Annotated in this window: 22 protein-coding genes and 1 pseudogene; 4 read left to right on the plus strand and 19 right to left on the minus strand. The window is 67.2% G+C overall.

What is annotated here, in order from left to right:
- Positions 1-19 precede the first annotated feature (19 nt).
- Genes pstC through pstB form a run of 3 tightly spaced genes read left to right on the plus strand, consistent with a single transcriptional unit; the run spans position 20 to position 2,558 of the window.
- Positions 20-937, plus strand: a complete 918-nt coding sequence (gene pstC, locus IPP91_06965) for a phosphate ABC transporter permease subunit PstC (protein ID MBL0141804.1) — start codon at positions 20-22, stop codon at positions 935-937.
- A gap of 32 nt (positions 938-969) precedes the next feature.
- The gene (gene pstA, locus IPP91_06970; protein MBL0141805.1) at positions 970-1,773 is read left to right on the plus strand and encodes a phosphate ABC transporter permease PstA; all 804 of its coding nucleotides are present in this window, start codon (positions 970-972) and stop codon (positions 1,771-1,773) included.
- A 2-nt stretch (positions 1,774-1,775) separates the two neighbouring features.
- Positions 1,776-2,558, plus strand: coding sequence for a phosphate ABC transporter ATP-binding protein PstB (pstB, locus tag IPP91_06975; protein MBL0141806.1), 783 nt, complete (start codon positions 1,776-1,778; stop codon positions 2,556-2,558).
- Between the two features lie 12 nt (positions 2,559-2,570).
- Here the strand turns inward: pstB and phoR are convergent, their stop codons facing one another.
- From phoR to IPP91_07010, 7 genes are all read right to left on the minus strand, one after another.
- Positions 2,571-3,782 carry a phosphate regulon sensor histidine kinase PhoR gene (phoR, locus tag IPP91_06980; GenBank protein MBL0141807.1) on the minus strand — a complete coding sequence of 404 codons (1,212 nt, stop codon included), beginning with the start codon at positions 3,780-3,782 and terminating at the stop codon, positions 2,571-2,573.
- 1 nt (position 3,783) lies between these two features.
- A complete protein-coding gene (gene phoB / locus IPP91_06985; GenBank protein MBL0141808.1) occupies positions 3,784-4,473 on the minus strand; it encodes a phosphate regulon transcriptional regulator PhoB in 690 nt (229 codons plus the stop codon).
- Positions 4,473-5,174, minus strand: coding sequence for a phosphate signaling complex protein PhoU (gene phoU / locus IPP91_06990; GenBank protein MBL0141809.1), 702 nt, complete (start codon positions 5,172-5,174; stop codon positions 4,473-4,475). The genes phoB and phoU overlap by 1 nt, the downstream gene beginning before the upstream one ends.
- Positions 5,175-5,255: 81 nt before the next feature.
- Entirely contained in the window at positions 5,256-6,932 is a 1,677-nt protein-coding gene (locus IPP91_06995; protein ID MBL0141810.1) for a thiamine pyrophosphate-binding protein, read from the minus strand.
- A complete protein-coding gene (locus tag IPP91_07000) occupies positions 6,929-7,834 on the minus strand; it encodes a TraB/GumN family protein (protein ID MBL0141811.1) in 906 nt (301 codons plus the stop codon). Before IPP91_07000 ends, IPP91_06995 begins: the two co-directional genes overlap by 4 nt.
- A 115-nt stretch (positions 7,835-7,949) precedes the next feature.
- A complete protein-coding gene (gene greB, locus IPP91_07005) occupies positions 7,950-8,558 on the minus strand; it encodes a transcription elongation factor GreB (protein MBL0141812.1) in 609 nt (202 codons plus the stop codon).
- Entirely contained in the window at positions 8,555-9,154 is a 600-nt protein-coding gene (locus IPP91_07010) for a MarC family protein (protein MBL0141813.1), read from the minus strand. Before IPP91_07010 ends, greB begins: the two co-directional genes overlap by 4 nt.
- Between IPP91_07010 and IPP91_07015 the strand changes: the two genes are divergently transcribed.
- On the plus strand, positions 9,123-10,109 hold the full coding sequence (locus IPP91_07015) for a DMT family transporter (protein ID MBL0141814.1): 987 nt from the start codon (positions 9,123-9,125) through the stop codon (positions 10,107-10,109). The two genes, IPP91_07010 and IPP91_07015, sit on opposite strands and share 32 nt — an antisense overlap.
- Positions 10,110-10,112: 3 nt before the next feature.
- On the opposite strand, the pseudogene IPP91_07020 reads toward IPP91_07015, so the two are convergent.
- The 12 genes and pseudogenes from IPP91_07020 to IPP91_07075 form a co-directional block, all read right to left on the minus strand.
- Positions 10,113-11,269, minus strand: a pseudogene (locus IPP91_07020) (acyl-CoA/acyl-ACP dehydrogenase).
- Positions 11,266-12,444, minus strand: coding sequence for a CoA transferase (locus IPP91_07025; protein MBL0141815.1), 1,179 nt, complete (start codon positions 12,442-12,444; stop codon positions 11,266-11,268). The pseudogene IPP91_07020 and the gene IPP91_07025 overlap by 4 nt, the downstream one beginning before the upstream one ends.
- Positions 12,441-13,595: a UxaA family hydrolase gene (locus IPP91_07030; GenBank protein ID MBL0141816.1), complete on the minus strand. Its 1,155-nt coding sequence runs from the start codon at positions 13,593-13,595 to the stop codon at positions 12,441-12,443. The genes IPP91_07025 and IPP91_07030 overlap by 4 nt, the downstream gene beginning before the upstream one ends.
- On the minus strand, positions 13,592-13,909 hold the full coding sequence (locus tag IPP91_07035) for a UxaA family hydrolase (protein ID MBL0141817.1): 318 nt from the start codon (positions 13,907-13,909) through the stop codon (positions 13,592-13,594). The genes IPP91_07030 and IPP91_07035 overlap by 4 nt, the downstream gene beginning before the upstream one ends.
- Positions 13,893-14,864, minus strand: a complete 972-nt coding sequence (locus tag IPP91_07040) for a tripartite tricarboxylate transporter substrate binding protein (protein MBL0141818.1) — start codon at positions 14,862-14,864, stop codon at positions 13,893-13,895. The genes IPP91_07035 and IPP91_07040 overlap by 17 nt, the downstream gene beginning before the upstream one ends.
- 152 nt (positions 14,865-15,016) lie before the next feature.
- Entirely contained in the window at positions 15,017-15,676 is a 660-nt protein-coding gene (locus tag IPP91_07045) for a FadR family transcriptional regulator (protein ID MBL0141819.1), read from the minus strand.
- Between the two features lie 277 nt (positions 15,677-15,953).
- Positions 15,954-16,802 (minus strand): hypothetical protein, encoded by an 849-nt coding sequence (locus tag IPP91_07050; GenBank protein MBL0141820.1) that lies wholly within the window; start codon positions 16,800-16,802, stop codon positions 15,954-15,956.
- A 101-nt stretch (positions 16,803-16,903) separates the two neighbouring features.
- Positions 16,904-17,200, minus strand: coding sequence for a cell division protein FtsB (ftsB, locus tag IPP91_07055; GenBank protein MBL0141821.1), 297 nt, complete (start codon positions 17,198-17,200; stop codon positions 16,904-16,906).
- On the minus strand, positions 17,197-18,480 hold the full coding sequence (gene eno / locus IPP91_07060) for a phosphopyruvate hydratase (GenBank protein MBL0141822.1): 1,284 nt from the start codon (positions 18,478-18,480) through the stop codon (positions 17,197-17,199). The genes ftsB and eno overlap by 4 nt, the downstream gene beginning before the upstream one ends.
- Positions 18,481-18,582: 102 nt before the next feature.
- Positions 18,583-19,059 carry a DUF3558 family protein gene (locus IPP91_07065; protein MBL0141823.1) on the minus strand — a complete coding sequence of 159 codons (477 nt, stop codon included), beginning with the start codon at positions 19,057-19,059 and terminating at the stop codon, positions 18,583-18,585.
- A gap of 71 nt (positions 19,060-19,130) precedes the next feature.
- On the minus strand, positions 19,131-19,967 hold the full coding sequence (locus IPP91_07070) for a hypothetical protein (protein MBL0141824.1): 837 nt from the start codon (positions 19,965-19,967) through the stop codon (positions 19,131-19,133).
- A gap of 51 nt (positions 19,968-20,018) precedes the next feature.
- The gene (locus IPP91_07075) at positions 20,019-20,846 is read right to left on the minus strand and encodes an amidohydrolase family protein (GenBank protein MBL0141825.1); all 828 of its coding nucleotides are present in this window, start codon (positions 20,844-20,846) and stop codon (positions 20,019-20,021) included.
- Positions 20,847-21,180: the final 334 nt, after the last annotated feature.

Raw genomic sequence — 21,180 nt, forward strand, 5'->3', positions numbered from 1 at the left:
GCTTCGAAACAACGCGTTGATGGATGCGATCTTCCGGAACCTCACCCGGGTGTTCGCCTTTCTCGTCTTCAGCCTGCTCGCCGCAATCCTCGTTTCCCTCCTCGTCGGAAGCTCGCTCTCGTTGCAGAAATTCGGCCCGGGATTCCTGTGGAACTCGAACTGGGACCCGGTGCAGGAGGATTTCGGCGCGCTCGTTCCCATCGTCGGCACGCTGGTCACTTCGTTCATCGCACTCGCCATCGCCATGCCGGTGAGCTTCGGGATCGCGATCTTCCTCACCGAACTCTCACCGACGTGGCTGCGGCGGCCGCTCGGCACGGCCATCGAGATGCTCGCGGCGATTCCCAGCATCATCTACGGCATGTGGGGGCTCTTCGTATTCGCGCCCCTGTTCCAGGAATACGCGCAGCCCTTTCTCAACAGCGTGTTCGGCCCGATCCCGCTGGCAGGCGCCCTCTTCTCCGGGCCACCGCTCGGCATCGGCATGCTCACCGCCGGCATCATCCTCGCGGTGATGGTGATTCCGTTCATCACCGCGGTGATGCGGGACGTCTTCGAGCTGGTACCCCCGATGCTCAAGGAGTCGGCCTACGCACTGGGCTCGACCACCTGGGAGGTGGTCTGGGGCGTGGTGCTGCCCTACGCCCGGGTCGGCGTGATCGGTGGCTTCATGCTCGGCCTCGGACGCGCGCTCGGGGAGACGATGGCCGTGACTTTCGTCATCGGCAATGCTCACCGCCTGAACGTGTCGCTCTTCGCGCCGGCCAACTCCATCGCCTCGGCGCTCGCCAACGAGTTCACCGAGGCGGTGGGCGACCTCTACACCTCCGCGCTCATCGAGCTGGGCCTCATCCTCTTCCTCATCACGACCATCGTCCTGTCGCTGGCCAAGTTGCAGCTGCTCCGCCTCGCCAGGCGCGAGGGGACGACCTCGTGAGGGACAACCCGACCTACCGCCGCCGCAAGCGCATGAATCGAATCATGATGGGCGTCTCCACGCTCGCGCTCGGCTTCGGGCTCTTCTGGCTGCTGTGGATCATCGGGGTCCTGCTATGGGAAGGCGCGCCGGCGCTCGAGCCCTCGCTCTTCATGCAGATGACGCCACCGCCCGGCGGCGACGGGGGCCTCGCCAACGCGATCTTCGGCAGCGTCCTGATGGCGGGCTCGGGCACCTTGATCGGAACGCCCGTCGGGATCCTCGCGGGAACCTACCTCGCCGAGTACGGCCGCCGCGGATGGCTTGCCCCCACCACGCGATTCATCAACGACGTGCTGCTCTCGGCCCCTTCGATCATCGTGGGCCTGTTCGTGTACACGGTGTACGTCGCCCGCGTGGGGCATTTCTCCGGATGGGCCGGGTCCGTTGCGCTCGCCATCATCGTGATCCCCGTCGTGGTGCGCACCACCGACGACATGCTCAAGCTCGTGCCCAACAGCCTGCGCGAGGCCGCGGCGGCGCTGGGCTGCCCCGCCTGGAAGATGATCACGATGGTTTGCTACCGGGCGGCGCGCGCCGGCATCCTCACCGGGATCCTGCTCGCCATCGCGCGCGTGTCGGGGGAGACGGCGCCGCTCCTGTTCACCGCGCTCAACAACCAGTTCTGGTCGGCGGACATGAACCGGCCGATGGCCAATCTCCCTGTCGTCATCTTCCAGTTCGCCATGAGTCCCTACGAGGATTGGCATCGCCTCGCCTGGGGAGGGGCGGCCTTCATCACCCTGCTCGTGCTCGGCCTCAACATCGCCGCGCGGGCCCTGTTCTCGAGGAAATAGCGATGCCCGACACGGCCACCGCCATCGATTCGACCCCGAAGCTCAAGGTTCGGAGCCTCAACTTCCACTATGGGAAGTTCCACGCCGTGCGCGACGTGAACTTCGACGTGGCCGAGAAACGCGTCACCGCATTCATCGGCCCGTCGGGCTGCGGGAAATCCACGCTGCTGCGCACGTTCAACCGCATGTTCGAACTCTATCCGGAGCAGCGCGCCACGGGAGAAGTCCTGCTCGACGGCGAGAACATCCTCACGTCGAAACAGGATGTGTCGCTCATCCGGGCCCGAATCGGCATGGTGTTCCAGAAACCCACGCCCTTCCCGATGTCGATCTACGACAACATCGCCTTCGGCGTTCGCCTTTTCGAGGATCTGCCGCGCGCGAAGATGGACGAGCGCATCGAATGGGCGCTCACCAAGGCGTCCCTGCTGACCGAAGTGAAGGACAAGCTGGGTCAGAGCGGCAACAGCCTCTCCGGAGGCCAGCAGCAGCGTCTGTGCATCGCCCGCGCCATCGCGGTGAAGCCGGAGATCCTGCTCATGGATGAGCCCTGCTCGGCGCTGGATCCGATCTCCACGGCGAAGATCGAGGAACTCATTGCCGAGCTGAAGGTGGACTACACCGTCGTCATGGTTACGCACAACATGCAGCAGGCGGCGCGCGTTTCCGATTACACGGCGTACATGTACCTGGGCGAGCTGGTGGAATTCGGCGAGACCGACCAGGTCTTCGTGAAGCCGCGAGAGCAGGCGACCGAGGACTACATCACCGGCCGCTTCGGTTGAGCAGATTCCCGGCTATTTCGCGATGCGCGGCGCGGAAAAACGCGCGCTGAACCGGCTGCCCTGGCCGGGCATGCTGGTGATGTCGAGCGTCGCACCATGCCGGACGAGAGCGTGCTTCACGATGGCGAGCCCCAGTCCCGTACCGCCGGTTTCGCGGGAACGGCCGCGGTCCACGCGGTAGAAGCGTTCCGTGAGACGCGGGAGGTGCTCCGCAGGAATGCCGATCCCGGTATCCTCGACATCGAAGGCCGCGCCCCCGCCGCAATCGCGCCACTTGAGGCGCACGATTCCGCCGGCCGGCGTGTAGCGGATCGCGTTACTCACAAGATTGCCTAGAGCGCTTGCGATCTCCTTCTCGCTGCCGAGGAGCCGGATTTCAGCGTCGCACTCGATTTCGATCCGGTGCCTGCCGCCGGAGAGCGACTTCGCCTCCGCGCCGATGCGCTCGACCAGAGCGATCATGTCGATGGGTTCCTCCATCGGCGGCGGGGGAGAGGATTCCAGCGTCGAAAGCGTGAGGAGATCCTCCACGAGATGCTCCATCCGCCTCGACTGCTCGCTCATGAGCTCGAGGTAGCCGCGCCTTTCCCCGGCATCGCCGTTCTCCTCGCGCATCGTCTCGAGGAACCCGGAAACGACCGTGAGCGGGGTTCTCAGTTCGTGGGAGACGTTCGCGACGAACTCCCGGCGAGTCTGCTCCATGCGCTCGAAGCGCGTGACATCGCGCGAAAGCACCAGGCGCTGCGCTTCGCCGTAGGGAACGACCTGCACCGAAAGCACGCGCCCGCCGGGCGGGCGCAGCTCCACCGGCTTCGCGAAGTCGCCGGCCTCAAGGTAGCGGCCGAACGCCGGGGAGCGCACGAGATGCGTGATCGTGTGGCCCGCGTCCCTGGCCGGATCGAGGTCCAGGTGCAGGCGCGCCGTATCGTTGCACCAATCGATTCGCTCGCCGTCGAGGATCACGACCCCATCGGGAAGCGCGCGAACGGCTTCGCGCAGGCGCGAGAGCGAACGGTCGAGCTGCGCCTCGCGGCGGCAGGACTCGCGGCGCGAACGGGCCAGCTGCGCATGGAGCTTGTCCCAGGCGCCGCGGGCCCGCGGCGGGTCGGGTGTGTCGCCCTTCTCGAGCCAGTTCCTGAGGGCGTAAAGGTGTCTCAAGTGGTATCCCAACACCAGCGCGAGAAGCAGCGCCACGGCCAGCGCGGCCCACGCGGGGAAGTCCATGCTAGACCGTCGAGCGGAAGAGGTATCCCGCGCCGCGCATGGTCTCGACGTGGCTGTCGTGGCCGCTGGCCGAAAGCGCCTCGCGAAGGCGGCGGATGTGGACGTCCACGGTGCGGTCCTCGATGAATACGTGGTCGCCCCACACGTGGTCGAGGATCTGCGCGCGGTTGTACACGCGATCGGGGTGGGTCATGAAAAAGTGCAGCAGCTCGAACTCGGTAGGGCCCATCCTGAGCGTTGCATCGCCTCCCTTCACGGTGCGCGAGGCTGGGTTCAGGACGAGGCCCCCGATCGCCACCTGTTCCTGGGTGAGCTGGGGCGCGCGGCGGCGCAACACCGCCTGGATGCGCGCATCGAGCTCGCGCGGCGAGAAGGGCTTCGTCACGTAATCGTCGGCGCCGCTCGCCAGCCCCTCGACCTTGTCATCGTCGCCGGCCCGGGCGGTCAACATGATGATCGGCACTTCCCGCGTCCGCGATTCGGCGCGAAGCCTGCGGGCGATCGCAGGTCCGTTCCCGTCGGGCAGCATCCAGTCGAGCAGGATCACGTCCGGAAGCGCGGCGCCCAGCTCCCGGTACGCCTCCTCGGCGTTGACGGCGCCACGAACCTCGTAGCCGTTCTTTCGCAGGCTTGCGGCGATCAGCACCTGGATGGACGGCTCGTCCTCGACGACGAGGATGTCGGCCCCCATCAGCTCCGGGCCTCGCGCTCGAGCTCCTCGAGCGGGATGTGGCGCACGTCGCGGCCCTTCGCCACATAGATCACGTTCTCTGCGATGTTCTTGGCGTGATCGCCTATGCGCTCGAAGGCCTTCGCGATCCACAGGATGTTGAGCGAGATGGAGATGGTGCGCGGGTCTTCCATCATGAACGTGATGAGCTCGCGCAGGATCGAGCGGAATTCCGAGTCGATCGCGGCGTCCTCGGCGATCACCCGCGAGGCGGCGGCAGCATCGAGCCGCGCGAAGGCGTCCAGCGAGCGGCGCAGCATCCCGATCGCGATCTCGGACACGTGCGCGACGGCCGTGAGCGGGATGCCGGTCACGACGTGGCCCGAGTGGATCTCGCGGGCCGCACGCGCGATCTTGGCGGCCTCGTCGCCGATGCGCTCCAGGTCCGTCACGGTCTTGCTCATGGCGAGGATCAGGCGCAGGTCGGAGGCGGCCGGCTGCCGGCGGACGATGATCTGCCCCAGGTCGTTGTCGATGGCGATCTCGAGCTCGTTCGCCTTGCGGTCGTTGGCGACGACGGCGTCGAGCCGGGCGATTTCGCCGCCGAGGTGCCCGTCCACGGCGGCGCGGACCTGGGCTTCCACGAGGCCCCCCATCTGCATCATCCGCGAGCGGATGGCCCCGAGGTCCTGGTCGTACTGCTTGCTGACGTGATCGTTCATGGCGCTCCTCCCCCGGGAGGATAGCCCGCCCGTGTGACAGTTGCGTGACGCAGGCGTCGCACTGCCGGTCCAGGACGCGGTTCAGCCCTTCCGGGCCAGGGCGGCGGCCCGTATCGCATCCAGCGTCGTGTTGGGCGTGATGGCCTGCGGGTCGATTCGCACCTCGATGACGGCAGGCTTTCCCGATGCCACGCAGCGCTCGAAGGCGGGGCCGAACTGGGCGGTCTCCTCGACGATCTCGCCCACCGCACCGAACGCGCGCGCATAGGCCGCGAAATGGGGGTTCACGAGATCGGTGCCGTGCGTGCGCCCGGGGTAGTGCTTCTCCTGGTGCATGCGGATGGTGCCGTACATGCCGTTGTTCACGATGACGACGACGATAGCCGCTCCGTACTGGACGGCCGTGGCGAGTTCCTGCCCGGCCATGAGGAAGCAGCCGTCGCCGGCGAAGGCGACCACGGTGCGCTGCGGCTCCGCGATCTTCGCGGCGATGGCCGCGGGCACGCCGTAGCCCATCGCCCCCGACGTAGGTGCGAGCTGCGTGCGAAATCCCGTGTAGCGGTGGAAGCGGTGCAGCCACGTGGCGTAGTTGCCGGCGCCGTTGGTGAGGATCGCATCCTCCGGGAGGTGCCTGTCCAGCCAGTCCACGATGTCCCACATCTGGACCTTGCCGGGCATCTCGCGGCGCGCGGTCCAGGCCAGGAAATCCGCCCTGGCCTCGGCCACGCTGGCCTTCCACGCCGAGGCATCCACGGGCACCATCGCCGCCGCGGCGCGCGCGAAGCGGCCCATCGACGAGAGGACGGGCAGCTCGGCCTGGTAGACGCGGCCCAGTTCCTCGGCGCCGGCCATCACGTGCACGAGCTTCTGCCGGGGCACCGGGGAATCGATGAGGGTGTAGCCGCTCGTCGTCATCTCGCCCAGGCGCGCGCCCACCGCCAGCAGCACGTCGGCGGTGCGCACGCGCTCGCCGAGGATGGGATTGATGCCGATGCCCACGTCGCCCACGTAGTTGTCGTGGCGGTTGTCGAAGAGGTCCTGGAAGCGGAATGCGCAGGAGACGGGGAGGTGGTTGGCCTCGGCGAACTTGCGCAAGTCCGCGCAGGCGTCCTTCGACCACCCGCTGCCGCCCAGCACCAGCAGCGGCCGCTTGGCCGAGGCCAGCAGCTCGCGCAGGCGCTCGAGTTCGCTTGCGCCCGGCTCGGCATGCACCGGCGTGTACGGGCGCGCATCCGCCACGGCCGCTTCGGCGAAGAGGACGTCCTCGGGCAGCGCCAGCACCACCGGCCCGCGCCGGCCCGACATCGCCACGGTAAAGGCTCGGTTCAGGTACTCGGGAATGCGCTCGATGGAATCGATGCGCGCGGCCCACTTGGCCAGCGGCGCGAACATCGCGGTGAAGTCGACTTCCTGGAACGCCTCGCGGTCGCGGAATTCCGAGCCCACGTCCCCCACGAGCAGGATCATCGGCGTCGAATCCTGGAAGGCGGTGTGCACGCCCACCGACGCCTGCGTGGCGCCCGGGCCGCGCGTCACGATGCAGATTCCCGGGCGGCCCGTGAGCTTTCCGTGCGCCTCCGCCATGTTGGCCGCGGCCGACTCGTGCCGGCAGACCACCAGCTTCAGCCTGGCGCGATGCTCGTGGATCGCGTCGATCACCGGCAGGAAACTCTCGCCCGGGACGCAGAAGGCCGTGTCGGCGCCGTGGACGAGGAGTTGCTCGACGAGGATACGCCCGCCCTGCCGCTTGATGCTCAAAGCTGCTTCACCAGGTAGCCGCGCTTGCGCAGGATCTCCACCAGCCCGCGCGGGCCGGCGAGGTGGAGGGCGCCCACGGCCACGAACACCCGTTCGCGGCCCTGCAGGAGCCACGCCTCGATCTTGTCCGCCATGGCGGCGTGGCGCGACCAGATGAACTTCTCCTCGATGTCCTTCGCGCCCGGCACGCTTTCGTTGTACGCGCGCACCACTTCCAGCAGAAGAGCGGGGTCGCCCGCCTGCCAGGCATTCACCAGGCCCGTGATCTGGTCGCCCGTGACGCCGCTTTCGACCGCGCGCACCGTGCCTTCGAAGGCCTGCAGACCCTGCTCGTCGGTGAGGGAGTCCATGAGCGCAGCCTGCGCCGGCGCACCCTCGAGCTCGAAGATGGGCTTCTTCGCCTCGCGGGCCCGGCCGATGAGGTGGACGTCCACGCCGTACTGCGGCAGGTAGCCTTGCCGTCCCCATTCCGCGAACGCGAGCAGGGAGGCGGCAAAGAAAGGCTTGAGCTGCGCAACCTGCGGCTCTGGAATCCCGAAGCGCTCGAGCAGCTTGCGGAAGCGCTCGTACAGGGGCGCGGGGACGCGGTTCGAGAGCCTGTCGGGGGGCTTGAGGAGCATGGTGGACGCGCCCTTCGACATCGCCTCGGCGTTCGTGACGTCGGCCTCGATGGCAAGCACCTGGGAATCGGCGAACGCCTGCTGCACCGGTTCGGGGAGCGGAAAAAAGTTGTTCTTGCCCGCATGCACCGTGCCGAAGAGATAGACGCGGTTGGTGAGGGAGGACACCTCCCAGAGGTAGTGGCGCGCCGCTGGCGTGATGGGCGGCGAGGTGGCCGTCTGCGCGCCGACCGCGGGCGGCAAGGCAAGCGTGGCGGTGACAAGTAGCGTTGCGAGGCGCATCGGGATTCCGCAGGTGTCGGAGATACGCAATTCTAAGCCCTCGACGGACTGTGCGCCGCCGCCGAGGCACTGGCCGGCGAGCCGGGGTTCGCGGCCGCCCAGGCGTGCCCGCGCCCTACTTCGCGTTCGGCGCCCAGGCGCTCGCCGGGGGTTCGAAGGGCGCCATCGGGATCTCCTCGTAGCAAACCTCGAGGATCTCCAGCTCTTCCCGGCCGCCGGGGGTGACCAGCGACACCGTGTCGCACTCGCGCGCCTTGATGAGCGCGCGCGCCACGGGCGAGATCCAACTGATGTAACCCTTGCCCAGGTCCGTCTCGTCGAGGCCCACGATCCTCACCGTCGTCTCCTCGCCGCCCGCGCGGCAGTAGGTGACGGTGGCCGCGAAGAAAACCTGGTCGGTCACCTCGCGCGTGGCGGGATCCACCACCTCCGCGTTTTCAAGGCGCTTGGTGAGGTAGCGGATGCGCCGGTCGACTTCGCGCAGGCGCCGCTTGCCGTACTGGTAGTCCGCGTTCTCGGACCGGTCGCCGTTGCGCGCGGCCCAGGAAACCACGTTCGTGACCGACGGGCGTTCCACCTTCACGAGGTACGACAGCTCGTCGCGCATGCGCCGCCAGCCGTGCGGGGTCATGTAGTTCTTGGCGCCGGCCGGAATCGGATTCGCTTCCTCGATGTCGTCGAGGTCGTCGTCCGCGTCGCTTTCCCTGGTGAATGCCTTGCTCACGAGAGCCCTTTCACGAACTCCCTGATGCCCGCCAGCAGCATCTCCACTGCGATCGCCGTGAGGATGAGCCCCATCAGCCGCTCGATCGCGTGCATCGCGTGATCGCCCAGCCAGCGGTGCAGCTTCGTGCCGGCGAGGAGCACGACGGTCGTGAGGACCATCGTCACCGTGATGGCGGCCGCCCACATGCCCACCTTGGCCGGATCGCGCGAAGCCATGAGCATCACCGTCGCCAGCGCGGAGGGGCCTGCGATGAGCGGGATGGCCAGCGGGACGATGAAGGGCTCCACGCCCGCCTCGCCGCCGAACGTCCCGTCGAGCCTGGCGAACACCATGCGGATGGCGATCATGAAGAGAATCACGCCGCCCGCGATCGAGAGCGAGGTCTGCGACAGGTGCAGGAGGGCGAGAAAGGATTGACCGCCGAACATGAATGCCAGCAGCAGCCCGTAGGCGATGAGGCACTCGCGGACCACGACGTGGCGACGGCGCGGCTCCGCCACGCCGCCCAGCATCGCGTTCACCAGCGGCATGTTGCCGAAGGGGTCGGTGACCAGCGTGAGGATGATCACCGCCGACAGGAATTCGTTGTTCATCGCGATCGCGTTTCCAAGCCATGCATTTTACGCCTCGCAGGAGTGCGGCCGCCCCGCGTGCGAAAATGGCGCCGTGAACGCCCCGGCCGCGCCCGCCCCTACCCGCATCGAAACGCTCGCCTTCCTGTGCCTGCTGGCCGGCGGCTGCGCGATCGCCTTCGCCCCGATCTTCGTGCGGCTCTCGGACACCGGGCCGGTGGCGAGCGCTTTCTGGCGCACGGCCCTCGCCACGCCTCTCCTCTGGGTTTGGGCGCTGCGGACGGATCCGAAGCCCGCACCCGTCCCCATCGGCGCCCTTGCCGGCGCCGGCATCTTCTTCGCCTGCGACCTTGGCGTCTGGCACTGGTCGATCCTGTACACCTCGGTGGCCAACTCGACGCTGCTCGCCAACCTCGCCCCCATCTTCGTCACGCTCGCGGGCTGGGTGCTCTACCGGCAGCAGGTCACGCGAACCTTCCTCGTGGGCATGGTGGCGGCCATCGCGGGCATGTTCATCCTCGTGGGCCCCAACTTCGCCATCGGCGGCACGCGTCTCGCGGGCGACGCGCTGGGCGCGCTCACGGCCGTGTTCTACGCGGGTTACATGCTCTCCATCAAGGTGGCGCGCGATGCCGGCGCCTCGACTGCGCGGCTGATGGCGTGGAGCACGACGATCACCGCAATCGCCCTCCTGCCGGTTGCCGTCCTTTCCCCGCAGCCCATGCTGCCGCAGGCGGCCACGGGCTGGTGGGTGCTGCTCGGGCTCGCGCTCGTGAGCCAGATCTTCGGGCAGGGAATCATCGCCTACGCCTTCGCGCACCTGCCCGCGTCGCTGTCTTCCGTGAGCCTGCTCATCCAGCCCGTGATGGCGTCGATCTTCGCGTGGGCCCTCTTCGGCGAGGCGATCGGGACGGCCCAGTTCGTGGGCGGTGCGGTAGTGCTCGCGGGAATCTGGCTGGCGAAGCGCGGAAGCTGAGCGCTATTTCGCGCCGGTGCCGAAGGCATCCAGACCCAGCAGCTCCCGTCCGATCACCAATTGGTTGATCTGGGTGGTGCCATCCGGAATCGTCAGCATCCGCGCGTCCCGGAAGTGGCGCTCCAGCGGAAACTCCCGGGTGAGCCCGTAGGCGCCATGCACCTGGATGGCTCGGGAGGTGATCCGCACCACGGCCTCGGTGGCGTAGGCCTTGGCCATGGCCGCCTCGAGATTGCAGCGTACGCCGGCCTCGATCAGGCCGAGCGCCCGGTGGACCAGCAGCCTTGCGGCATGCAGTTCCGTCGCCATTTCCGCGACCAGCTCCTGCACCAGCTGGTGGGCGCCGATCGGCTTGTCGAACTGCATTCGCTCCTTCGCATAGCGGATCGCCGCCTCCAGCGCCGCCTGTCCGATCCCCAGCGCCAGGATGGAAATGAAGATGCGTGCGCGTTCGAATCCGCGCATCGTCTCCCGAAGCCCGGCGCCGACTCCACCGATGATGTAATCCCGGGATATCCACGTGTCGTTGAACGCGATCTGGCCGAGAGACCAGCTGGTGAGGCCCAGCTTGGAGATCTCCCGCGTCTCGATGGCATGTTCGCGGGGGTCGACGAGGAACATCGTGAACTCCTGCGGACCGGTGAGTGCGGTGAGCATGATCACGTCGGCGATGGGCGCATTGGAGATGAATGTCTTTTCTCCGTTGATCCGATAACCCTCGCCATCCGCAACGGCGCGGGTGCGCATGGCCCGCACGCCGGAGCCCCCCCCGGGCTCGGTCACCGCGGAGCAGCCGATCAGTTGCCCCGACAGCATCCCGGGAGGTAGCGCTCCCTCATGGCCTCGCTGCCGCCGCGAAAGATCTTCATCGCCGCGCCCTCGTGAACGTAGCACAGGCCCGCCAGGTCGGCGCTCACGCGGGCAAGTTCCTCGTAGAGCAGGCCGCTCGACACGTAGCCGATGCCGAGCCCCCCGCCGGTCTCGGGGACCCACCCGTTTCCGATCCCGTATTCGCCGACCGCCGCCAGAAGCTCGTGGGCGACCGGCTTTGGAAACACCACCTCCGGATGGCGGGCGACGACAGGGGCGATGTCGCGCTCCAGGAAGCGTCGAAAACTCTCGACGGCGAGTTTCTGCTCGGGTGTAGGCTCGAAATTCACGATGGGATTCCCGAAGCGCCGGCCGGCGTGGATGCCGGCAACCAGTCCGCCATGATTTGATGCGCGTGCTCGTCCAGCATCGGGGGCGCCGACCAGCCATCCGTGACCTCGAAGCCCGAGTACTTCACGGCAGGCCCGAGGGTGGGCACGCTGCCGTAGACCGGATGCTCGAGGTTCATCCGCATGCCACGGTGCAGCACCTGGGGATGATCGAACACCTGCCGCATGTCGTTCACGTGCGAACAAGGCACCTTGGCGGCTTCCATCCTGGCGACGAGATCCTGCGTGCCATGCTTTCGCACCTCGGCATCCAGGACGCCGTACACGGCATCCCGGTGTTCGACCCGCGCCGCCAGCGTGGCGAAACGGGGATCGTCCAGGAGGTCGAGCCGTCCGATGACCTCCAGGAACGGCTTGAAGACCGACTCGTATCCTGCTCCGATCACCACCATGCCGTCTTTCGTATCGAAGACCTTGTAGGGAACGATCTGGGAATGCTCGGAACCCCACCGCTCGCGAACGTGGCCCGACACCAGGTATTCGAGCCCGGCATCGACCAGGAAGGCCACCTCGCCTTCCAGCAGGCTGGTCTCCACGCGCTGCCCGAGCCCGCACAGCTGCCGACGATAGAGCGACACCGCGATCGCGCTGTAGGCATTCAGGCCGCAGACGAGATCGAAGATGGACGTCCCGACCTTGATCGGCCTGCCTCCGCGCTCGCCGGTAATGCTCATGAACCCGCCGATCGCCTGGACCGTCAGGTCGAAGGCCCCCTTGTCGGCATCCGGCCCGTCGGCACCCAGGCCCGAAAGAGAGGCGTAGACCAGCCCGGGGTTCGATTGCGCCAGTTCCTCGTACCCCAGGCCGAGCCGAGGCATCACCTCCGGGCGGAAGTTCTCCACGATCACGTCAGCTCGTCCGGCCAGGCACCGCAGACGCTCGAGATCGTCCGGCTTCTTCACGTCGAGAACGATCGAGCGCTTGTTGCGGTTGGCGGCGAGAAAGGTCATGCCCATGCCGTGGTGGAACGGCGGACCCTGGCTTCTGACCGGGTCTCCACCCGGCATCTCCACCTTCACCACGTCCGCTCCATGGTCGCCCAGGAGCATCGTGCAATACGGTCCTGCGTAGATTCGCGTGAAATCGAGGACCCGGATTCCAGCCAGGGGCTTCATAGCACCCCGACCTGGGGCATCACGAACTCGCGGTGACCCAGCTTTTCCGACAGGGTGAGTCGCCCGTCGAGCGTCTCCTGCAGGACGGCGTTGATGCGTTCGGCGCCTGATTGCACGGTGGCACCGGCGGCAACGATATCCGTAATGTCCACGTCCACGTGGCCGGGTACCCGGCGAATGCCGTCCGGCGACGCGCAGATCTTGATCACCGGGCACAGGGGCGAGCCCACGGGCGTGCCGCGCCCGGTGGTGAAAAGGACCACCTGTGCGCCCGCGGCCGCCATGCCCGCCACGGAGGCGGGGTCGAGGCTCGGGTTGTCGAGCAGCCAGAGTCCTCGCCTCGGAGGCTGTTCGCCTGGCGCGAGGATGCCCTCGATCGGTCTGCTGCCGCTCTTGCGGATGCCCCCGAGGGCCTTCTCCGTCAACGTCGTCAAGCCGCCCGCGATGTTGCCGGGCGACGGGTTCGCTTCGTCGATTCGCACGCCGCGATGGCGGGCAGCGTCGTAATGCCGGCGAAGCACCTTCATGATCTCCTCGCGCACGCCCTCGTCGCGCGCCCGGCGCAGCAAGACGTGGTCGGCCCCGAACCAGCCCGCGCTCTCCCCAAGCAGGCAGAGGCCATCGGAGTCGACCACGCGGTCCGAGATGACGCCCACGGCGGGGTTCGACGCGATGGCCGACGTCCAGTCCGACCCGCCACACTTGGTGGCGATGGCCAGAGCGGAGGCTTCGCAAGGCTCGCGACGGTCCTTCGCGAGGAGCGCCCGGGCCCGTGAGACGAAGTCGCGGGCCTTGGCGACCGCTTCCTCGCTGCCGCCGCATTCCTGGATCGACAGGGCTTCGGCCATTCGCGCCCCGCCCAGCTCGTCGCGAAGGGAACCCGCGGACGATTGCTCGCAACCCAGCCCGACGAAGCAAACGGCTCCGACATTCGGGTTGCGGGCGAGCCCGAGCAGCATGCGGCGCGTGATCACCCGGTCATCATCGAGGGCGATGCAGCCGGACGCCTGCTCGATGGCGATCACCTCGGGAAATTCGAAACCGATGCGCTGCACGACCCGGTTTGCGCAAGTCACCGTGGACAGCAGCACGATGTGGTTGCGCACGCCGACACGTCCATCATCGCGCCGGTAGCCCAGAAATGCCTTCATGACTGCGTTGCACCGGCTCTCGCCGCGAGCCAATCGGTGAACAGGCTCTCGACGTTGTGCACATGGACGTGGTCCCCCGGCTCGATATCGCATCGTGCGAGACCGATCGGCTCCCCGAATTTCATCACCGGCTGCCCGGCCGCGATGCCCGCCACCGCGACCTTGTGACCCATCGGCACCGCCTCCCGGGCCGCCAACTCGCGACCCTGAACGGCGAATCGATCACCCGTTGCGAGCGCCTCGAGGGCGGTGGAGACGTTGTCGCGGCTTTCCAGCGACAGCACCCGGCGCAGGAGGCTATTGGGCGACGACATGGGCGGATCGGATGACTTTCCCCCATTTCACGACTTCGGAGGCCACGAATTCGGTGAACTCCTTGGGCGTATTGCCGCCCGGAATGGCCCCCTGGCTCTCGATCTTCTCCCGCACGTCGGGCAGGTTCAGGATGCGGATCATTTCCCTGGAGATCTTGTCCAGCCTGTCCTTCGGCAATCCGGCGGGTGCGACGACCGCTGTCCAGGTGTAGGCATCGAAGCCGGGCAGCCCGCTCTCCGAGATCGAGGGCAGGTCGGGAAGCGTCGGAAGCCGCTCCGCGGTGCTGACGGCAATCGCCTTGAGCTTGCCGGACTTCACGTGACCCAGGGAGGACAGCACGCTGTCGAACATGATCGGCGCCTCCTGTCCTCCCATGAGGGACATGAGTGCCGGGCCGCTTCCCTTGTACGGGACGTGCGTGAGCTTCAGGCCGGCCTGCTCCATGAACATCTCCATGGCCAGGTGGGAAGGCGTGCCGTTGCCGATGGACGCATAGGTCCCCTTGCTCTCGGGTGACTTGAGCCAGGCGATGAGTTCCTTCACGTTCGATGCCGGTACCGACGGATGGGCCAGCAGCAGCATCGGAAGCTTCGCCGCGAGCGTGATCTGGTCGAAGCTCTTGATGGGATCGTAGGGCAGCGACTTGAAAAGACTCGGATTGATCGCGTGCGGGCCGCTGGCGGTCATGAGGAGGGTGTAGCCGTCCGGAGCCGATTTCGCGGCGGCCTCGACGCCGATGATCCCGCTCGCGCCGCCCTTGTTTTCGACCACCGTGGTCTGCCCCCAGCTTTCCTGCATCTTCTGGGCGACCAGCCTCGTCAGGATGTCCGTGCTGCCGCCCGGCGGATACGGGACGATCCAGCGGATCGCCCTGTCCGGGTAGTTATCGGCCAAGGCCGAACCCGCGGCGACCGAGAAGACAACGCACGTCAAAGCTCTCCAATATGCATTCACGTCAGATCCCCCTCGTATATTTACCTCGGGTGCCCTGCGCGCCTGTCGGGCGCGGACCCCTGCCCGCCAATACTGGTATGACCAGATTGGTCTGGTCAGAATGTAACCAATGGAATGCAGGCGCGTCAAGCGCCGGCGAACCGGGACGCCGTTTATTCCGGGGGACCGGTCCGGGCATTCAGCAGCGCACGACGCAGGCCGCCATTGATGTGCCGGTGCATGAGGCGCCGGGCAACCGGCGAATCGCGCGCCACGATCGCGCGCAGGATCGCATCGTGCTCGCGGCAGGATCGCCGGCAGCGCCCCGGATCGGAGAAGTAGACCTCCCGCCGGGGTCGCGACAGGCGGTAGAACGCGTGGACGATCTGGGCGTACACCGGATTGCGGGTCGCGTTCACGATGCCGATGTGGAACGCCTCGTCCAGTTCGATGATGCTCCGCCCCCGTCGCAGGTAGTCGTGGCACTGCTCCATGATGACGGCGAGGTGCGCGAGATCCGCTTCCGTGCGTCTCTGGCAGGCGAGGTCGACGGCCTGGACTTCCAGGACGTTGCGGACTTCCATGGAATTCACCACCATGCCCGCATCCATGGGAAGCCCGAGATTGCTGCGAAGGACAACGCTTTCGAAGCTCGGCGGCGCATCCCGCTGCGCGAGGTAGATGCCCGAGTACGGGCGCCGCACGATGACGCGAATGGCTTCGAGCGTGGCAAGCGACTCGCGCAGCGCCGGCCGGCTGACTTGCAGAAAATGGGCCAGTTCGCGCTCCGCGGGGAGGCGGTTGCCGGGCTCGATCCTGCGGTCCTGGATCAAGCGCAGGATGCGTGCGGTTATTCCCTCGATGGACTCCGAAGTTGCGCCTGTCGGCGACTGGGACGGCTCTGCCGGCGAGGGACCGGATTCGGCGCTGCGGGAAGTCTTCATCTGTCTGGCCACAGGGGGAAGCGGATCGGATTCAGCAGGATTGTAGCCTTGGCGGATTCCGGGTGGACCGGCGCCGGGTGGAATTCCTCCGGCAAAGATCTCACCGGAGGCGCGGTGGTGCCCGCGGGAATCCGGCTCGCGAAGCGCGAAAGCCGGCCGGAGCGCCTCAGCGCCCCGGGCGCCGCGTCCGCACCGCCGGCACGCCGAAGAACTCGCGCATCAGGTAATCCTCGAGCTGGTCGTTGTCCGCGGGTGCGGCGGAGAGTACGACCACATGCCCCGACCGGCTCGATTCCCAGCTGAAATCGCCCGTGTAGTGCCCGCGGATGAGCTCGATCATGCGCCGCACGATGGCTCGCTCGACGTCGCCGCCGCTGCCTGCGTCCACCTCGATGACCTCGCGCCACTTCTTGCGCGACTCCGTGCGCCAGCCGTTGAAGGAGAACTCGCCGGTGCGCGCGCCGACGCGCAGGATCTGGAAGATCCCGCCCGTGCCGTCGCCGCGCGAGAGCGAGGCGAGGTTGCGCGCCAGATTGTCGGCCGCCGGGTCGGAAGACGCGCCGTCCGCGCCGGAGGGCGAGCGCGCCGCCGCCGACTCCCACGCGCGGCGCCGCTCGCGGTTCGCCGCGATGAGCGCCGACATGTCGAAGGACGGCTCGCGCGCGGGCTCACGCACGGGGTCGGGCTGGGCAGCCGGCACGGCGTTCACGGGAGGCGTCGGCAGGTCGCGAGGCGGCATCGCCAGGGGAACGCGGCGCGCAAGCGCCGTCCGTACGGGCGGCACCGGCTTTCTCTCGGCGGTCTCGACGACCGGCGTCGCAGGGGCCGGGGTGCGCTCGATCCGCACCTGCATCGGCCCGGACACGCCGCCCGGTGGCGGCATCGGCAGCTTGTCGCGCAGCGGTGCGAGCATGACCAGCGCATGCAGGAGGATCGAATAGCCGACGGCGACCCGGATCGCGAGACGCGCGCGCGAGGCCGCAGGAGAATCCGGAAAGAGGGGCAGGGACGACATCGGCGATCGGGGCGTGGAACTAGCGCTGGTGGGACCGCGGCGCGAGCGGTTCGTTCGGGAGCGCGCGGTCGACGGCGAGCGCGATAGTGCGCTGTGCGCGGCTACCTGGCGGGCGCGGAACGCCGCCCCGGTTCCACGATCTGCACGAAGATCTCATCCTTGCGAATCATCCCCAGCTCGGTGCGGGCCCGTTCCTCGATGGCATCGAGCCCCTGCTTGAGGTCGCGCACTTCCGCATCGAGGGCGTCATTACGCGCCTTGAGGCCCGCGTTCACCGCCTGCTGGGCCACCATCTGCCGGTCCAGGTCCCGAACCCGCAGCCAGCCGCCCTTGCCGAACCACAGCGGGTACTGGAGTACCAGCGTGAGACCGGCGAGGACGGCGGCCAGTGCCTTCATTTCAGTTGGTAGAAGGCCCCGCGGCCGGCGTAGGTCGCGCCTTCGCCCAGCTCTTCCTCGATGCGCAGGAGCTGGTTGTACTTGGCCATGCGGTCGGAGCGGGACAGCGACCCGGTCTTGATCTGCATGGCGTTGGTGCCAACCGCGATATCGGCGATGGTGGAATCCTCCGTCTCTCCGGAGCGATGCGAGATCACGCAGGTGTAGCCGGCGCGCCTGGCCATCTCGATCGCCTCGAACGTCTCCGAAAGCGTGCCGATCTGGTTGATCTTGATGAGGATGGAGTTGGCCACCCCGCGGCGGATGCCTTCCTCCAGGATGCGCGTGTTGGTGACGAAGATGTCGTCGCCCACGATCTGCACGCCCTCGCCCAGGCGCTGGGTGAGGATCTCCCAGCCTTCCCAGTCGCCCTCGGCCATCCCGTCCTCGATGGAGACGATGGGATACTTGTCGCACCAGGAGTCCAGCAGGTCCGTGAGTTGCTGCGAGGAGTAGGAAAGGTGCTCGCTCTCGAAGCGGTACTTCCCGTCCTTGTAGAACTCGCTCGCGGCGCAGTCCAGGCCGATCAGCACGTCGCTGCCGGCGAGGTAGCCCGCCTCCTCGATGGCGCGCAGGATCCACTGGATCGCCGCCTCGTTGTTCGGCAGGTTGGGCGCGAAGCCGCCCTCGTCGCCTACCGTGGTGGCAAGGCCTTCCTTGTGCAGCATCTTCCTGAGGGTGTGGAAGACCTCGGCGCCGCAACGCAGCGCGTCGCGGAAGGTCGGCAGCCCCGCGGGGATGATCATGAACTCCTGCATGTCCAGCGAGTTGTTCGCGTGCGCCCCGCCGTTGATGACGTTCATCATCGGCACCGGCATCCGGCGCGGCCCGCTGCCCCCGAAGTAGCGGTACAGCGGCAGCCCGCATTCCTCGGCCGCCGCCTTGGCGCAGGCGACGGAGACCGCGAGAATCGCGTTCGCCCCCAGGCGCGACTTGTTCTCCGTGCCGTCGAGCTCGATGAGCACCTTGTCGAGGTGCGCCTGCTCGGACACGTCGAGGCCGATGATGGCCTCGCAGATCTCGGTGTTCACGTGCTCCACCGCCTTCTGCACGCCCTTTCCGAAGTAGCGCTGCGCGTCGCCGTCGCGAAGCTCGATGGCCTCCCGCGAGCCGGTGGAGGCTCCGGAAGGCACGGCGGCACGGCCCATCACGCCGGATTCGAGCAGCACGTCGGCTTCGACGGTGGGATTGCCGCGCGAATCGAGAATCTCGCGGGCAACGACTTCGACAATGGCGGTCATGCGGGCTCCCTCGGGATTGGGGGGCGGCAGCGCGCTGCCACCCGTTTTCTCAGGAGATATTCTAGTCCAAAGGGGGGGTGCGCGCCCCCGGACGCCCGCGGCTCAGAGCTTCTTCTCGATCACCTCGGCGAGCCTCTTCGAGGCGTCCGCGTCGCGCTCGACGGGCTTCGGCCCCCCGACGGCCACCACGACCCAGGTGCGCCCCTTCAGGAGCTGCACGTTGCCCTGCCTGGCGCTCCAGAACGCGGAAGCACCGCCGATCAGCATCGGCTTGGTCTGGAACTTGAGTCTTTCCTCTTCGAACGCCCGCTGCGCGTCCGCTTCGGTCTTCGCGAAACGGAAGGTCGCCGAAGCCGAGACGGGCTTGCCGTCCTTCGAGGCCCACCAGGTGCACGTCGGCACGACCTTCGGCTTCCTCGCCTTCGGGTTCACCGGCTCGGGCTCAGCCGCCGCGCCGAGCACCTTGCGCGCCTCCGCCTGCGTGAAGACCTCGCACGCATCGAAGCCGTCCTGCGTGTTCGCACTGGCCATCGCGCCGACGGCCACCGAAGCCGCAATCATCATCCCGATCGTTCGCATGTTGCCCTCCCCTTTCAGCAGGTTCATCGACCCGCGCCATGTGCCGCGTGAGCTTACGCGCGTGGGCCGGCTCAACCGGCGACGTCGCGCGTGCCTCCGAAGCGCCCGTTGTAGGTGCAGTACTGGTCGCGGCCCGTGAAGGTCGCGTGAAAGCCGTTCAGTTGCGCGTCGAGCGCCGACATCGCAAAGACGCCCGCGTTGGCCTGGAAGCCGTTGACCACGCAGGAAAAGCTCCCCGAGGGCACGGAGATCATGCGGCCCTTGTGCGAATACGCGCCGGTGAAGGTGCAGGTCGCCGTCTGGCCGATGGGCGTGTAGAAGGCGACCTTGAACGAGACCTGGTCGGTGGCCTGCGTGACGGTCGTCGTGCCCAGCATGTCCAGGGGGCCATTGGCGAGCGTATCGGTGCAGCCCGAGGCGAGCGCGACGAGCCCGCCGGCATACACGCCGGCCACCGAATTCACGCGAAAGCCCTGGCGCTCGATCACCTTCACGACCGGCGTGCCGTCGATCGTGTACGAAAGCGTCGCGGTGTCGGATGAGTCGAACGTGACGGTGACTGCGCCGACCTCCGTCCGGCCGACGTCGACCGGGTTGAACGTTCCGCCGAACCACGGCCCGGTGGTCCGGTAAAGAGCGCCGGTGAAGCGCGTGGCGTTGGACGGCTGCGGGATGGTCGGTTTCACCGACGAGGCCACGTACCACCGCGCCGTGTTGTCGGGGCCGTAGAGGAAGAACGTGAGGAAGAGCGTTTCGTCCTGCTGGATGACGTTCATGCCCCAGCCGCTCTCGGCCGGGTTCCACCACAGGTCGGTGAAGTCGGTGGAGTACGAGGTGGCCTGCGCCGGAAGCGCGAACGCCAGGCCGGCCAGGAGGGCAAGGGTGAAGCGGCGCAAGATTTCAATCATCGCAATCGCGTGGCAGGACGAAGAAGGCACCATTCTACCCGGCACCCCGCCCTACTCGAGACCGAACAGGCGCGCGCCGTTCTTCCAGGCGATCCGGGCCGCCACGTCGGCCGGCAGCTCCCCCAGCCACTTCCGGTAGGTCGCCATCGTTTGCGGATAGGATTGCCAGCGCTCGTTCACCCAGGTATCTGAGCCCGCGAGGAAGCGTTCGGGATGCTTCATGAAGAATGCCCTCCACGCCGGCGCGAGCTTTCCGTCCTCGACCACGTCCCCTCGGTAGGACAGCTCGCCCCAGAGCTGCGGGTACTTGCCGAAGAGCTCTTCCACACGCGCAAGCGGCGTGGAAAACCCGGTATGCGCCCAGATCACGCGCGCCCTCGGGTTGTGGGCGAAAAGCAGTTCCAGCGCCTCCTCGTCGCAGTGCGCGTGCAGCACGAGGTTCTTCGCGACCGCGAAGTTCACGATCTCCTTCACCACCGCCGAGGCCGCCTCGCGCCCGAAGAGGTGGAACTCCCCCACGCCGCGGTAATGCCCGCGCTTTTCCTCCTCGACGATCATGTTCGCGATGTCGGGGTTGGCGTGCCAGGTGCCATAGTCCGAACGGTCGCGATAGACGCGGATGAAGGGCACGACGGCAAACCCGCCGCGAGGCGCCTTGCGGTTGGCGTCGTAGAGGGCGCGCGTGCCGTCGTTGGGCCGGCTGTTCGCCAGGATCGCCTTCACGCCGTTCTTCGAGAAGAGCTCCATCACCGTGCCGACGGGATAAGCGTCGCGCGCCTCGCCGTTGTAGTGCAGGTGCGCATCGAAGATGGGGCCTTCATACACGCCAACCGCCGCGAACGGAAGCGCCAGCAACAAAGGGGCGAGCAGGCGGTGCATGGCACATCTCCGATTCAGGTTGCGAGGCGCGTCCACAGACGGAGGGGCGGACAGGCGGTGCATGGCACATCTCCGCTTCAGGTTGCGAAGCGCGTCCACTGACGCAGGGGCGGGAAAAAATGTGGTTGGTGTTTTTTTTGTTTTTTCGGCCGGATTAACTTGCCCTGGACATCACCGTCGTGAGCTCCTCGACATAGGTTCAGACAGCGCCATTCGTAGCAAATTGACCCGGCCGAAAAAACAAAAAAAACACCAACCACATTTGTTTTCCGCTCATACGACTTCGGCACTGACCTTCACTCCGGTTGTTGCGCTCGCTCGATCCCGGCGTGCA

The sequence above is a fragment of the Betaproteobacteria bacterium genome (genome assembly GCA_016720855.1).
In the GTDB taxonomy this organism is placed as follows: Bacteria; Pseudomonadota; Gammaproteobacteria; order Burkholderiales; family Usitatibacteraceae; genus FEB-7.

Excerpts from the sequence above, each read along its gene's own strand:
- pstC (MBL0141804.1), top strand. The coding sequence starts at position 20 with ATGGATGCGATCTTCCGGAACCTCACCCGGGTGTTCGCCTTTCTCGTC.
- pstA (MBL0141805.1), top strand. The coding sequence starts at position 970 with ATGAATCGAATCATGATGGGCGTCTCCACGCTCGCGCTCGGCTTCGGG.
- pstB (MBL0141806.1), top strand. The coding sequence starts at position 1,776 with ATGCCCGACACGGCCACCGCCATCGATTCGACCCCGAAGCTCAAGGTT.
- phoR (MBL0141807.1), bottom strand. The coding sequence starts at position 3,782 with ATGGACTTCCCCGCGTGGGCCGCGCTGGCCGTGGCGCTGCTTCTCGCG.
- phoB (MBL0141808.1), bottom strand. The coding sequence starts at position 4,473 with ATGGGGGCCGACATCCTCGTCGTCGAGGACGAGCCGTCCATCCAGGTG.
- phoU (MBL0141809.1), bottom strand. The coding sequence starts at position 5,174 with ATGAACGATCACGTCAGCAAGCAGTACGACCAGGACCTCGGGGCCATC.
- IPP91_07000 (MBL0141811.1), bottom strand. The coding sequence starts at position 7,834 with ATGCGCCTCGCAACGCTACTTGTCACCGCCACGCTTGCCTTGCCGCCC.
- IPP91_07015 (MBL0141814.1), top strand. The coding sequence starts at position 9,123 with ATGATCACCGCCGACAGGAATTCGTTGTTCATCGCGATCGCGTTTCCA.
- IPP91_07010 (MBL0141813.1), bottom strand. The coding sequence starts at position 9,154 with ATGAACAACGAATTCCTGTCGGCGGTGATCATCCTCACGCTGGTCACC.
- IPP91_07025 (MBL0141815.1), bottom strand. The coding sequence starts at position 12,444 with ATGAAGCCCCTGGCTGGAATCCGGGTCCTCGATTTCACGCGAATCTAC.
- IPP91_07030 (MBL0141816.1), bottom strand. The coding sequence starts at position 13,595 with ATGAAGGCATTTCTGGGCTACCGGCGCGATGATGGACGTGTCGGCGTG.
- IPP91_07035 (MBL0141817.1), bottom strand. The coding sequence starts at position 13,909 with ATGTCGTCGCCCAATAGCCTCCTGCGCCGGGTGCTGTCGCTGGAAAGC.
- IPP91_07050 (MBL0141820.1), bottom strand. The coding sequence starts at position 16,802 with ATGTCGTCCCTGCCCCTCTTTCCGGATTCTCCTGCGGCCTCGCGCGCG.
- ftsB (MBL0141821.1), bottom strand. The coding sequence starts at position 17,200 with ATGAAGGCACTGGCCGCCGTCCTCGCCGGTCTCACGCTGGTACTCCAG.
- eno (MBL0141822.1), bottom strand. The coding sequence starts at position 18,480 with ATGACCGCCATTGTCGAAGTCGTTGCCCGCGAGATTCTCGATTCGCGC.
- IPP91_07065 (MBL0141823.1), bottom strand. The coding sequence starts at position 19,059 with ATGCGAACGATCGGGATGATGATTGCGGCTTCGGTGGCCGTCGGCGCG.
- IPP91_07070 (MBL0141824.1), bottom strand. The coding sequence starts at position 19,967 with ATGATTGAAATCTTGCGCCGCTTCACCCTTGCCCTCCTGGCCGGCCTG.
- IPP91_07075 (MBL0141825.1), bottom strand. The coding sequence starts at position 20,846 with ATGCACCGCCTGCTCGCCCCTTTGTTGCTGGCGCTTCCGTTCGCGGCG.